The sequence below is a fragment of the Hyphobacterium lacteum genome, from assembly GCF_036330345.1.
Classification (GTDB): Bacteria; Pseudomonadota; Alphaproteobacteria; order Caulobacterales; family Maricaulaceae; genus Hyphobacterium; species Hyphobacterium lacteum.
This window is the reverse complement of record NZ_JAZDRP010000001.1, coordinates 321079-334081: the sequence shown is the minus strand read 5'-3', so window position 1 is coordinate 334081 and position 13003 is coordinate 321079. Positions and strand designations below refer to the sequence as shown.

The 13003-nt window shown below is 60.0% G+C and carries 14 protein-coding genes; 8 read left to right on the top strand and 6 right to left on the bottom strand.

Annotation, left to right across the window (positions count from 1 at the left end; translation table 11 throughout):
* Position 1: 1 nt before the first annotated feature.
* The 3 genes from V0U79_RS01605 to V0U79_RS01595 form a co-directional block, all read right to left on the bottom strand.
* Positions 2–766, bottom strand: a complete 765-nt coding sequence (locus V0U79_RS01605; protein WP_330197707.1) for an arginyltransferase — start codon at positions 764–766, stop codon at positions 2–4.
* Between the two features lie 46 nt (positions 767–812).
* The gene (locus V0U79_RS01600; RefSeq protein WP_330197706.1) at positions 813–2642 is read right to left on the bottom strand and encodes an SLC13 family permease; all 1830 of its coding nucleotides are present in this window, start codon (positions 2640–2642) and stop codon (positions 813–815) included.
* Positions 2643–2735: 93 nt separating this feature from the next.
* Complete coding sequence (locus V0U79_RS01595; RefSeq protein WP_330197705.1) at positions 2736–3641, bottom strand: flagellar motor protein MotB; 906 nt, start codon at positions 3639–3641, stop codon at positions 2736–2738.
* An 89-nt stretch (positions 3642–3730) separates the two neighbouring features.
* On the opposite strand from V0U79_RS01595, the gene V0U79_RS01590 reads away from it, so the two are divergent.
* Genes V0U79_RS01590 through V0U79_RS01580 form a run of 3 tightly spaced genes read left to right on the top strand, consistent with a single transcriptional unit; the run spans position 3731 to position 6076 of the window.
* The gene (locus tag V0U79_RS01590) at positions 3731–4195 is read left to right on the top strand and encodes a flavin reductase family protein (protein ID WP_330197704.1); all 465 of its coding nucleotides are present in this window, start codon (positions 3731–3733) and stop codon (positions 4193–4195) included.
* 3 nt (positions 4196–4198) lie between these two features.
* The gene (locus V0U79_RS01585) at positions 4199–5068 is read left to right on the top strand and encodes an NAD(P)-dependent oxidoreductase (RefSeq protein WP_330197703.1); all 870 of its coding nucleotides are present in this window, start codon (positions 4199–4201) and stop codon (positions 5066–5068) included.
* Positions 5069–6076, top strand: a complete 1008-nt coding sequence (locus V0U79_RS01580; RefSeq protein WP_330197702.1) for a TIGR00341 family protein — start codon at positions 5069–5071, stop codon at positions 6074–6076.
* A 55-nt stretch (positions 6077–6131) separates the two neighbouring features.
* Here the strand turns inward: V0U79_RS01580 and V0U79_RS01575 are convergent, their stop codons facing one another.
* Entirely contained in the window at positions 6132–6449 is a 318-nt protein-coding gene (locus V0U79_RS01575; protein ID WP_330197701.1) for a hypothetical protein, read from the bottom strand.
* 149 nt (positions 6450–6598) lie between these two features.
* Between V0U79_RS01575 and V0U79_RS01570 the strand changes: the two genes are divergently transcribed.
* Positions 6599–7228, top strand: coding sequence for a trimeric intracellular cation channel family protein (locus tag V0U79_RS01570; protein ID WP_330197700.1), 630 nt, complete (start codon positions 6599–6601; stop codon positions 7226–7228).
* Here the strand turns inward: V0U79_RS01570 and V0U79_RS01565 are convergent.
* Together V0U79_RS01565 and hemB are read right to left on the bottom strand one after the other, a co-directional pair.
* Entirely contained in the window at positions 7225–8358 is a 1134-nt protein-coding gene (locus tag V0U79_RS01565) for a trans-sulfuration enzyme family protein (RefSeq protein WP_330197699.1), read from the bottom strand. The two genes, V0U79_RS01570 and V0U79_RS01565, sit on opposite strands and share 4 nt — an antisense overlap.
* Positions 8351–9337 (bottom strand): porphobilinogen synthase, encoded by a 987-nt coding sequence (gene hemB, locus V0U79_RS01560; RefSeq protein ID WP_330197698.1) that lies wholly within the window; start codon positions 9335–9337, stop codon positions 8351–8353. Before hemB ends, V0U79_RS01565 begins: the two co-directional genes overlap by 8 nt.
* 84 nt (positions 9338–9421) lie before the next feature.
* On the opposite strand from hemB, the gene V0U79_RS01555 reads away from it, so the two are divergent.
* The 4 genes from V0U79_RS01555 to mmsB are packed head-to-tail and all read left to right on the top strand — an operon-like array spanning position 9422 to position 12952.
* Complete coding sequence (locus V0U79_RS01555) at positions 9422–10558, top strand: isobutyryl-CoA dehydrogenase (protein WP_330197697.1); 1137 nt, start codon at positions 9422–9424, stop codon at positions 10556–10558.
* Entirely contained in the window at positions 10558–11004 is a 447-nt protein-coding gene (locus V0U79_RS01550) for a hypothetical protein (RefSeq protein WP_330197696.1), read from the top strand. The genes V0U79_RS01555 and V0U79_RS01550 overlap by 1 nt, the downstream gene beginning before the upstream one ends.
* A complete protein-coding gene (locus V0U79_RS01545) occupies positions 10994–12055 on the top strand; it encodes an enoyl-CoA hydratase/isomerase family protein (RefSeq protein ID WP_330197695.1) in 1062 nt (353 codons plus the stop codon). The genes V0U79_RS01550 and V0U79_RS01545 overlap by 11 nt, the downstream gene beginning before the upstream one ends.
* Before the next feature lie 3 nt (positions 12056–12058).
* Positions 12059–12952 (top strand): 3-hydroxyisobutyrate dehydrogenase, encoded by an 894-nt coding sequence (gene mmsB, locus V0U79_RS01540; protein ID WP_330197694.1) that lies wholly within the window; start codon positions 12059–12061, stop codon positions 12950–12952.
* Positions 12953–13003 lie beyond the last annotated feature (51 nt).

Here is a 13003-nt window from a genome sequence, read left to right as displayed (position 1 = left end):
ATCAATCTTCCCCAAAATCCATTTCGGTCTGGCGACCGTATTCAGTGTCTTCAAAGCGCCGCCAACCTGATGCAGTCAGGATTTCCAGCGGCCGGTAGCGCGATTTGTAGGACATTTTTGCACTGCCGGGCACCCAGTAGCCCAGATAGACGAAAGGCAATTCCTCGTTCTGGCACCAGCGTATGGCGTCCAGAATGACGAACTTGCCAAAACTGCGCTGCGGCTGTTCCGGATCGAAGAAGCTGTAGAGAAGCGACGGGCCGTCCCGCAGCCTGTCGATCAGGGCAGCGGCCCGCAATATTCCGGCCTCGTCGCGATATTCGATGATGTCCGTCCGCTGCGCGCCATCTTCCACCATCATCGCATAATCGGCAAAGCTCATACCCGCCATGTCACCATCGCCATGGCGTGCATCAAGGTAACGCGACAATAGCTGGAATTGCTCCATTGTGGCATGTGCCGGCAATTCTTCGCGAACGAGGTCCGCATTGGCTTTCAGCACCCGGCGGTTGTTGCGTGTAAATACATAATCCTGAACCGGAATACGGGCAGACCGGCAAGCGTCGCACCCTTCACAGGCAGGCCGGTAAAGCACGGCCTGCGAGCGGCGAAACCCGGCATGTGTGAGAGCATCATTGAGAGCCGGACCATCACCTGGCTCCAGACGCGTGAACAATTTGCGCTCCAGCCGTCCGGGCAAGTAGGGACAAGGACCTGCCGCCGTCAGGTAGAACGGGATCTGACGTGTGGTGAACGGATGGGTCACGTGGTCCTTCGAATCTTGCCTTCGGGATCAAGTCTATCTTGGAATGCTACATTCCGAAATGGAACCACGCGATGACCGTGAACACTATCCACATCAGGATCACCAGTGGAGCGCCGGCGCGGATGTAATCGGCAAACCGGTAATGGCCGGGCCCCATGACCAGCAGATTGGTCTGATAACCGATCGGCGTAGCAAAAGAGGTGTTTGCCGCAAACAATACCGTCAACGCAAAAAGTGCAGGATCCGCTCCCATCTGGTTGGCAGCGCCGATGGCGACCGGGGTAAAAAGGATGGCAGTGGCGTTGTTCGACAGGACGTTGGTGAGCGCCGCGATCAGGATAAACAATACCGACACCAGGGCGACCGGACCGTATGGCGCAAATGTGCTGACGACGACGCCGGCCAGGAAATCTGCGGCGCCGGTAGCCTGCAGGCTTGTGCCGAGCGCAAAGGCCGAGCCGACGAGGAGATAGACCCGCATGTCAATGGCGCGGGCCGCCTGACGAGAGTTGAGGCAGCCGGCGGCAATCATTCCGACCGCGCCCAGTATTGATGCATGCACAATCGGCATCAGATTTGTGGCTGCCAGGACGACGACGCCGGCAAAGATGATCAGCGCAAAATTGGCCCGCCTGGGGTCTGGCAGATCTGTCGTTGCCCAGGCCATAAGCAAAAGGTCCCGGTCGTTGCGCAGGCGGCGTAGCGCATCGGCTTTCCCGAAAAGCAGCAGGACATCGCCAGCTTCGATGCGGATCTCGCCCATCTTCTTGCGGATCATCCGGGAGCGCCGTTGAACGCCGAGCACGACACAACCGGTCAGATGCCGGAATCCGATATGCTCAACTGTCCGCCCGATCATGCGCGAGCCCGGTGGTACGACCGTTTCAGACAGACCCAGCCGCTCTCCGGGTGAGGGCTCGTCTCCGCCAGCTCCGCTCTGCAGAAGACCGCGCAGATATTCGGCTCGCGACGTCAGAAGGTCGGAAAGTGTTTTTCTCGTTGCGGCAACGATCAAAAGATCACCGGTCCGCAGTTTGACGTCGTCGAAGGGGGGGAGAATGGCATGCTCACCCCGCTGGATCATGCGTACCGTGATGTCGGGCAAGTCCGGGAACATACCGGCTACAGGCGACTGGCCCCGCAGAGGATGGTCGCGGGTGATTTCCAGCTGGGCGATGAATTGCTTGCCATCGCCTCCGGCGATCTCCTTTTCCATCGTCGCGCGTTCCGGCAAGAGGCGCGGCATGACGAAAGTGACATAGAGGATGCCGACAAAGGCCAGGATCACCCCGTATCGTGATGGAGCAAAGAAGTTCAGCGCTTCGCCGGTGAAGGCCGCGTAACTGTCAGACACCAGTAGATTGGTCGACGAGCCGATCAGCGTGGTCATCCCGGCGAGGATGCACACGAAGCTGAGGGGGATCATGATCTTGGACGGGGATGCGCCCATTCTCCCGGCGATCGCGACCAGGATCGGGATGAACATCACCACTACAGGCGTATTGTTGATGAAGGCACTGACAACAAACACGAAGAAAAATATTGCGAGCAAAGTCAGGAGCGGCCGTTTGTCGTACGAGGCGAGCAAACGCTGCGTCGGGCCTTCCATTGCGCCGGTCTGAAAAATGCCCTGTCCGACCACCAGAAGCGCCATGATGGTCAGGAGGGCCGGATTGGCAAAGCCTGCCAGAATCTGCGCGGTGTCAGGATTGCCCCGCTCCAGCGGAAAAAACTGGAAAAAGACAAGGACGACGGCGACGATCGACGCCGAAACCACCTCGATCGGCAGTCTTTCCCATACATAAAAGACAATTGCGACGGCCACGAAGGCCATGGCTGCCCACATTTGCCAGGATCCGGCAAAACCTTCGATCATCCCGTTCGCCTCGCACGGTCAGGAACAAACCTGACTCGACCCTAACACGAGCCATTGGGCTTTGGGCGATCCAGTTTCAGGTAGAGTTGTGGATTACCGGTTGAGACCGTGTCCAGGCGCAATTACCGGCGCTTCCCGCAGCAAGAGGATCGAAATCCTGCGGTTTCCTGCCATGTAGGGATCATCCGGGTAAAGCGGTTCGGATCCCGCGCGGCCGGTCACTTCGGCAATCCGGTCATCGGAAAGGCCGCCCTCCTGGATGATGGCCCGGACGGCGTTGGCGCGGTCGGCCGACAACTCCCAGTTCGTGTATTCAGAGCTGGGGGCAGGGCCGGCATCTGTATGGCCCGAAATCGCAATTCGGTTCGGCAATTGCTCGGCAATCTCGGCCACGGCGCGCAACAGGATGACAGCCCGCTCGTTCGGCTGCACCGAACCCGGGTTGAACATTGGCCGGCCTTCTTCATCGACCAGCTGGATGCGCAGGCCTTCCGGCGTTTCCTCGATGATCAACTGACGCGTTAGCTCTGCCAGTTCCGGCATATCCTGCAGGGACTGACGCAAAGACATTTCGGCGGAGGCAAACTGGGCCTGTTCGCGGCGCTCGCGGGCTTCAGCCATCGCTTCAGCACTGGCCTGGCTGGTCGCGGATTCCGGCGATTCCTGCGGATCTTCATTTTCGTCACGAATGGCGTCGGGCGACAAACGCTCGATCACCGAAGAAGTGCCTGCGCCGCGCGCCCCGTCCTCGCCGAGAGCGGTTCCGGCGAGAATTCCACCATTACCTGACTGTGACGGACTTACACTGGCCGGTGCGAAATAATCGGCGATGCCGCGACGCTGCTCCGGCGTCGTTGTATTGATCAGCCACATAAGGAGAAAGAATGCCATCATGGCCGTTACGAAGTCTGCATAGGCCACTTTCCAGGCGCCGCCATGGTGTCCATGACCACCGCTTTTCTTGACTTTCTTGATGATGATCGGTTGATCCGAAGCCATCTTCCGTACCACCCTGTTTGTTCTTCTTTAGCGGCGGATTATGTCGCAACACGGTTAAGGTCCGGTTTCGAAACGATTCGGAGGGCATTTTGTCCGCATCAGATGATTTCCGCGCTGCGATGTCCCGATACCCGACCGGGGTGACGGTGGTGTCGACATATCATGAGGGGCGCGCGGTCGGCATGACGGCGAATTCTTTTGCCTCAGTCTCGCTGGAACCGCCTCTGGTCTTGTGGTCGGTCGGCAAGACGGGCAGCCGCGGCCAGGTATTTTCGGATGCCAAGAGCTTTTCCATTTGTTTCCTTGGCTCGGACCAGTCGGAAATTGCAAAATTCTGTGCAGACAATGAGGCCCTGCCGGCGGGGCGGTGGAGTGAGAACGCTTACGGATTTCCCGTTGTCGAGAATTGCCCGGTCGTGCTGGATTGCCGCCAGCATGCCGTATACCCCGCTGGTGATCATGACATTATCATTGGAGAAGTGCTGCGCATCTCAATGCGCGATGAGGCCGGGGCATTGACCTTCTATCGCAGCCAGTACGGAACAATGGAGTAGCCCATGGCCAGATGCGCATTCCTCGGACTGGGTGTGATGGGGTTTCCGATGGCGGGCCATCTGGCGGCGTCCGGGCATGACGTCACGGTCTGGAACCGGACGGCTTCGAAGGGCGAGAAATGGGCCAGCGATCATCCGGGGCAGGCGGCAACGTCGTTGAACGATGCCGTGGACGAAGCGGACTTTGTTTTCATGTGTCTGGGCGACGACCCGGATGTTCAGGCTGTAGCTGACCAGATCATCCCCGCCATGCAAGCGGGCAGCGTGCTTGTCGATCATACGACGGCATCGGCCGAGCTGGCCCGGTCGCTTTATGCCGTCTGTGCGGCGCGGGACGTCGATTTTATTGATGCTCCGGTGTCCGGCGGTCAGGCGGGTGCCGAGAACGGTCAGCTCGCCATCATGTGCGGCGGTGATGAAGCGGTTTTTGCCAAGGTAGAGCCGGTCATGGATGCTTATGCCAAGGCGATCACGCTGATCGGTGAGGCTGGCGCCGGGCAGCTGGCCAAGATGGTCAACCAGATCTGTATTGCCGGCGTGGTCCAGGGCCTTTCTGAAGGCCTGCACTTTGCCGAGCAGGCCGGTCTCGATCCGTCGAAAGTGATCGGCGCCATCTCGAAAGGTGCTGCACAATCCTGGCAGATGGAAAATCGCTGGCAGACGATGGTCGCAGGGGAGTTCGAACACGGGTTTGCCACGAACTGGATGCGCAAGGATCTCCGCATTGCCCTGGACGAGGCCCGGAGGAATGATTCCCGACTGCCTGTGGCGGCGCTGGTTGACCAGTTCTATGCCGAGGTCCAGGCCATGGGCGGTGGACGGTGGGATACATCAAGCTTGATTGCGCGCCTGAAAAACGCCGATAAACGCTGAATGCGCCTTATCGAGCTCTCTTTTCCCGACACGGTAGATACCAAGCCGCTTCTGAAATCCTGCCTTCGCGCCGAGCCCGTGGATTACAGGCTGGAGCCAGCCGATGACCGTGGCCGCCGTGTGCTGCGCCTCTATTTCAAGAGTGGGCAGGGGCAGGAGGCGATCGATGCCATTCAAGGGCAATTGGCCGATACGACAGATTGGCGTCTGGTTGTCATTCCCATTGAGGCAACGCTTCCCAAGGAAGAGGAAGTGGAGGATGAGGAAACCCGCAAGAAACGAAAGACGCTGGCGCTGCGGGAAGAGCTTTACGAAGACATTGCTTCCGGTGCGCAGCTGAATAGGGATTTCCTGATCCTGACGGCCTTGTCGGCTGTGGTGGCTGCGCTCGGCCTGAACGCCAACAATGTGGCGGCTGTAATCGGCGCCATGGTGATTGCGCCCCTTCTGGGACCGATACTGGCCTTCTCTTTCGGATCGGCGCTCGGTGATCTACAATTGATGGCCAAGGCCGCGCGGACTGCTGTAGCGGGGCTGGCGTTCGGTCTGCTGATCAGTGTCGCTCTTGGCATGACGTTATCCGTCAATACCGGAAGTCCGGAACTCGTGGCGCGCACGATTGTCGGCGTCGATACGACAGCGCTGGCCCTGGCTTCTGGTGCGGCGGCGGCGCTTTCGCTTTCGACCGGTGTCGCCAGTGCACTTGTCGGTGTCATGGTCGCCGTGGCCTTGCTGCCGCCTTCGGCTGCGATGGGACTTTATGCCGGTGCTGGCGAGTGGGGGATGGCGGCGCGCGCCGGCCTCTTGCTGATGATCAATGTGGTGAGCGTCAATCTGGCCGCTCTGTTTACCTACCGGGTCAAAGGCGTGCGGCCGCGAACCTGGCTGGAACGAAAATCGGCCAAGCGGTCCGTGTTCGTGAATTATGCAGTCTGGGCCGTTCTCATCATCGTACTGACGGTTGTCGCTTGGCATGTGGCAGCCCGGGATGCGCTTCAGCTTCCATGAAAAAAGCCCCGCAGCTTGCGCCACGGGGCCATTTCCAAAGGACAATCCGGTGAGGCTATTCGCCGCCCGGCATCAGCCGCTCTACCGTTGCCATAACGATGACCAGCAGGCCGGCCGCATTCAGCACGGCGCCATAATTGGCAAAGATGGCTGTCAGGTATTCCCCGACCGCCGGTACGCCGCCCAGCGCAGCATGACCGACATGAAGGAAAATTGCGCCCATCAGCAGGGATTTGCGATGATCGCCCTTCACGAACCAGCCACTTGCCAGGCCGAGCACAGCCAGAATAAGTGCGGCATAGTCGAAACTCACGAACGCGAACACGATAGCCGCCAGAAACGCGACGGCCCAGATGATCTTATCGAGTGACATTGGTCTCCCCTTTGTCGTTTGCTTCTCGCATGACCAAAACGTCATGCGTGGCGCGTCCAGTGTAAGTGGGTTAAGGATTTTTTCTCAATCCCGAAGCGGGCAGTATTCAACAGGTTTTATTTGATTGTTCCGAACAGGATTTTGTGAGCATGACAGTCGAAACTCTCTTTCTCATTCTTGATTTTGCCGGGATCGGCCTCTTTGCTTATTCGGGAGGCATGCTGGCGGCGCGCAAGGAATTGGATCCGTTCGGTGCGGCGATTCTGGGCGCTGTGGCTGGCATGGGTGGCGGCACGCTTCGCGATGTCCTGCTGGGGGATGTGCCTGTCTACTGGGTGGAAGCCCCAGAATATCTCTGGATCGCGCTCGGCGGTGCCTTGCTGGGCTATTATACCTCGCCCTGGGCGCAGTCCCTGGCCAGCCGTCGGGCGGCTCTTGTCTGGGCGGATGCCGTCGGTATGGCTGTCTTCTGCGTCCTGGGAGCAAAAGCAGGCCTGGCCGCTGGATCGCACTGGTCGATAGCCATGCTGACCGGCGTTATGAGTGCGGCTTTCGGTGGATTGTTGCGGGACATCATTGTCAATGACGTGCCGCTGGTGCTGCGCGCGGAAATCTATGCGCTGGCTGCGCTGGCGGGAGCGGGCGCCTATGTGTTGGCCATATCTCTGGGAATCGCGACCGGCACGGCGGCGATTGGCGCCGCTTTAATTGCTTTTGTCATTCGCGGGTGTGCGATTCTGTTTAACTGGACGCTGCCGCCGCTCGGCAAGGTCGGCTAGGCCAGCGCCTGCCTCAGATCCTCGATCAGGGATTCGGCCGGTTCGATCCCGCAAGACAGGCGAACGAGATCGTCTGGCGTCGGGCTATCCGGGCCTTCAATCGGCTTGCGGTGTTCGATCAGGCTTTCCACGCCGCCCAGCGACGTTGCCTGGATGAAGATCTTTGTCCCGGCAGCCAGTTTGCGGGCCGCCTCGTATCCGCCTTTCAGACGAAGCGAGAGCATACCGCCGAAGCCGTTTGTCATCTGCCGGGCGGCGATTTCGTGTCCGGTGTGAGACGGTAGCCCCGGATAGAGGACCGACTCGACGGCCGGATGTGTTTGCATGGCTTCCGCAACAGCCAGGGCATTGGCGCTCTGGCGTTCGAAACGGATGAAAAGCGTGCGCAGACCCCGCATCAACAGCCAGCTTTCCATGCCACCGGCCAGCGCACCCGTCTTGTTGTGAATTTCGCCGATCTCGGCCCAGCGGGGCGTTATTTCGCGGGTCGACAGAACGCCGGCGAGGACATCCGAATGCCCATTCAGATATTTCGTCGCCGAGTGCATCACGATGTCCGCATCCAATTCCAGCGGCCTTGTGGTGCACGGCGGCGCGCAGGTGGAATCGATGGCGAGGGGGGCGCCTGCGGCATGCGCAATGTCTGCCGTTGGGGCGATGTCGACGATTTTCCAGCCCGGATTGGCGGGCGTTTCCACCCAGACCAGATCGGTTTCGCCGGGGCGGACCGAATTCCGAAGCGCCTCCAGATTGCCCGGTTCCACGAAGCTGGCCGACAGGCGCTGTTTGGCGGCCAGGCGGTTCAAAAGGGCCTTGGCGCCGTAATACATTTCGGTCTGGGCGACGACATGGCCGCCGGTCGGAACCGTCTCGAACACAGCGGCAATGGCTGCCATGCCGGAAGAGAACAGGCGGGTTTCAGCCGCGCCCTCCAGCCGGGCGATGACGTCGGCAGCGTGTTGCTCGGTTGGCCCGTGAGGGCGCCGATAATCGATACTGCCAAGCAATTCGTTATCGGACCCGCGCCCATAGGTGCTGGACAGGTGGACGGGTGGAATGACCGCGCCGGTCTCGGGGTCGATCCGGTGAAGGGCCTGAACAGCCGCGATTTCCCGGTGCTCGTCAGCCATTGAGGATCTCCGCCGCGCGGGGCGCGAAATAGGTGACGATCCCGGCCGCTCCGGCGCGTTTGAAAGCCATCAGGCTTTCCATCATCACCCGGTTGCCATCGATCCAACCATTGGCGGCAGCAGCTTCGATCATGGCGTATTCTCCGGAGACCTGGAAGGCGAGGGTAGGAACGCCGAAGGTCTCGGAAATGCGCTGGACAATATCGAGATAGGGCAGGCCGGGCTTGACCATCACCATGTCGGCACCCTCATCAATGTCGAGCGCAACCTCGCGCAGCGCCTCCTCGGTATTGGCCGGGTCCATCTGGTAGGATTTCTTGTCGCCCTGCAGCACCGCGCCGGACCCGATGGCCTCCCGATAGGGACCATAAAAGCCCGATGCGTATTTCGCGGCGTAAGACAGGATCATCGTATCGGTGAATCCATGGGCCTCGAGTGCGTCGCGGATCGCGCCGATACGGCCATCCATCATGTCGGACGGGGCGATCACGTCGCAGCCGGCTTCGGCCTGCACCAGGGCCTGTTTGATGAGCACATTGACGGTCTCGTCATTCAGGATGGCGCCATCCTGCATCAGCCCGTCATGGCCATGCGTGGTGAAGGGATCGAGCGCCACATCGCAGATCACCCCGACATTCGGCGCAGCCTCCTTGATGGTCCGGATGGCCTGGGGCACCAGCCCGTCCTTGTTGAAGGCCTCGCTGCCCTTTTCGTCTTTCTTCGCCGGATCGATATGCGGAAAGATCGCCATTGCCGGGATGCCCAGCATTTCCGCGCGTTTGGCAGCGTTCGCGAGGGTGTCAAGGCCGAGGCGTTCGACACCTGGCATGGCGGCGACCGGTTCGGTCGGATCGGCTGTGTCGGAGACGACGACCGCCCAGACCAGATCATTTGCCGTCAGCGTGTTTTCCGAGACCAGGCGGCGCGACCAGTCGGCCTGGCGCAGCCGCCGCATGCGTGTGGCTGGAAATGCGCTCATCGTCTTCTACCCTCGCAGCTTGCCCTGACGCGTGGTCCACGTTAGGGCTTCGCGGCCTCAATCAAAAGCCTGATGGAGCTTTCCTTGCACTTCGAGCTGAGTGAAGACCAGAGCCTGATACAGGACGCCGCCCGCAAGTTTGCCGACGACCGTATGAAACCGTTCGCGGCGGAATGGGACGAGACCAAGCATTTCCCGGAAGACATTCTGCGTGAAGCCGCCGAAATGGGCTTTGCCGGGATTTATACCGGCGACGAGCATGGTGGTTCGGGCATGAGCCGGCTGGATGCGGCGCTGATCTTCGAACAATTGTCGCGCGGCTGTGTTTCTACGGCAGCCTACATCTCCATCCACAATATGTGCGCTTGGATGATCGACACATGGGGCAATGACGAACAGCGCGCGAAATTCCTGCCAGCACTGATGTCGATGGAGCATTTTGCGTCCTACTGCCTGACCGAGCCTGGTGCGGGTTCTGATGCCGGCTCTCTCAGAACGAAGGCGGTGAAGGATGGCGACGATTACATCCTCAATGGATCCAAGGCCTTCATTTCCGGTGGCGGACGCTCGGATATCTATGTCGTGATGGCGCGCACGGGCGGTGAGGGGCCCTCAGGCATTTCCACCTTCGTGGTCGAGAAGGGCACGCCGGGGCTTTCCTTTGGCGCCAACGAGAAAAAGCTGGGCTGGAATTCCCAACCGACCGCTGTCGTCAATTTCGAGGATTGCCGGGTGCCGGCCGCCAACCGGTTGGGCGATGAAGGCATTGGCTTCAAGATCGCGATGAACGGCCTCAATGGCGGGCGCGTGAATATCGGCGCCTGTTCACTCGGCGGTGCGGCGGAGGCGCTGGATATTGCTGCCGATTATGTGCAGTCGCGCCAGCAGTTCGGCAAGCCGATCGCCGGCTTCCAGGTCACCCAGTTCAAGCTGGCTGATATGGCTACCGATCTCGAAGCCTCCCGCCTGATGCTGTATCGCGCTGCGGCCGCGATTGATGCCAAGGATCCGTCGACGCCTAAGCATTGCGCCATGGCCAAACGCTTCGCGACCGATGCCTGCTTCGACATCGTCAACCAGGCTCTGCAACTGCATGGCGGATATGGCTATCTGAAGGATTATCCGATCGAGCGGATCCTGCGCGATCTGCGGGTCCACCAGATCCTTGAAGGCACGAACGAAATCATGCGTGTGATCATCGCGAAGGATGTGATGAGGTAATGGGCGCCAGCCCCGGGCAAGATGCTGTCGAGTGCGCAAGAGGCTTCATCGGCCTTGTTCTTGCGCCGGGTGCCGCCACGATTGACGACATCGCGCGGGTCAAAAGCCTTTCGGACAAGCTTGTATTGCTGGGGCGGACCTTGCCGGCAATCAAGGAGACGGGCCGGCAAGATGATGAAGTCGGTTTGGTCGAGCCTTCGGTGGATGCGATCCGACACCGATTTGCCATCCTGGAGCCTTTTGCTTCCGAAAACGTGCGGCCTTGGGATGATTTGCATCATACGGTGATCGACCTCCAGCACGTTGTTTTTCTCGCGTCAGAAGCCGGAGAAGACAAGGCTGTTCACGCGTTCAAATACGGTTTTCTCACTCATTGGGGTATGCATCTGGCAAGCCTTCGAATACCCCTTCTGCAAGTTCTGAGGACACATGTTCATGACCGATGAAATCATTGCCCGAAAAGTCGGCCAGCTGGGCCGGATCACGCTGAACCGTCCCAAAGCGCTCAACGCGCTGACCCTGCCCATGGTGCATGCGATGACCGAGGCGCTTATGTCCTGGAAGGACGATGCCGGGGTGCAGGCAATTGTCGTAGACGCCGAAGGCGAGAAGGGCTTTTGCGCCGGTGGCGACATTCTGATGCTGCACAATAGCGGCAAGGCGGGCGGTGAGGATGCCTGGCGGTTCTGGCATGACGAGTATCAGTTGAATACGCTGATCCAGGAATACCCGAAACCGTATGTCGCGTTGATCGACGGCATCACCATGGGGGGTGGTGTCGGCATATCGGTGCATGGCTCCCACCGGGTGGCGGGCGACAGGACCATGTTCGCCATGCCGGAAACCGGGATCGGTTTCCATCCGGATGTTGGCGGGGCCTATTTCCTTCCGCGCCTGCCGGGCGAGATCGGCATGTGGATGGGGCTGACCGGCGCACGGTTGAAAGCGGCTGATTGTCTCGCCGCAGGCCTGGCGACTCATTATTGCCCGTCGGCTGATCAGGCTTCGTTGCTGGATGCGCTCGAGAAGGCCGACCTCGCGTCGGATGAAGACAAGCTGGAAGAGATTCTGGAAGCCCATTCCGGTGATCCGGGCTCTTCCGAGCTGGCGCTGGTTCGCGGACTGATTGATGCGGCGTTCGAAGGCGATGATGTGCCGGCGATGATGGCCCGCATGGAGGCTGCAGGCGATCAATGGTCGGCCAAGCAATTGAAGATCATGGGCACGAAGTCGCCGACGGCCATGGTGTTGACAGCGAAATGCCTCCGCCGTGGCGCGGATCTGTCATTTGAGGATGTCATGCGGCAGGATTTGCGCGTCTCGATGCGCTGTCTGGCCGGGACGGATTTCTACGAGGGCGTCCGCGCCGTTATCATCGACAAGGACAATGCGCCGAGCTGGTCACCGGCCGCTATCGGCAAGGTCGATGCGGAGGCGCTGGAAGCCTATTTCGAGCCGCTTGCCGCGGACAAAGAACAGACTTTTCTGGGAGAGTAGATCATGGCCACTATCGCTTTCATCGGCCTCGGCAATATGGGTTCGGGCATGTGCGCCAATCTCGCCAAGGCCGGCCATGATGTGCGCGCCTTCGATCTGAGCGCGGATGCCGTCCAGCGTGCTGTATCGAATGGCGCCAGCGCGGCCACGAGCGCTGCCGAGGCGGTCAGTGGTGCCGACGCCATCGTGACCATGCTGCCGGCGGGCAAGCATGTGCGGGCTGTCTATGAGGGCGAGATATTCGATGCCGCCGCCGCCGGCACCGTGATCATGGATTGCTCCACAATTGATGTGGCCACCGCGAAATCCGTTGGTGAAGCCGCGACCGCCAAGGGGTTTCACTTCGTTGATGCGCCTGTGTCTGGTGGAGTGGCGGCGGCCGATGCGGGCACGCTGACCTTTATGGTCGGTGGCCCCGAGGCGGCTTTTGCCAAGGCCGAACCTTTCCTGTCGAACATGGGCAAAGCCGTCATTCATGCCGGTGATGCCGGGACAGGGCAGGCGGCCAAGATCTGCAACAACATGCTGCTGGCCATTACCATGATCGGAACGTGCGAAGCTTTCGCGCTGGCCGACAAGCTGGGCCTCGATCGACAGAATTTCTTCGACATTTCCTCGAAGGCATCCGGCCAGTCCTGGTCAATGACCAGCTATTGTCCTGTACCCGGGCCAGTCGAAACCTCGCCGGCCAATCGTGATTACAAGCCGGGTTTTGCAACCGCGATGATGTTGAAGGATCTGAAGCTGGCCATGGATTCCGCTGCTGCTGCCGGGGCGTCCACGCCGCTCGGAGCGCAGGCTGAAGCACTCTATGCGATGTTTGACAATCTGGGTGGCCGGGAGGCCGATTTCTCGGGCATCTTCAAGCTGATCGACGGAAGCTGGAAGGCGAATTAATCGGTTTTTAGTCTGTTTGGGTTAGCGTTCTGCCAAAACAATAATACCTAT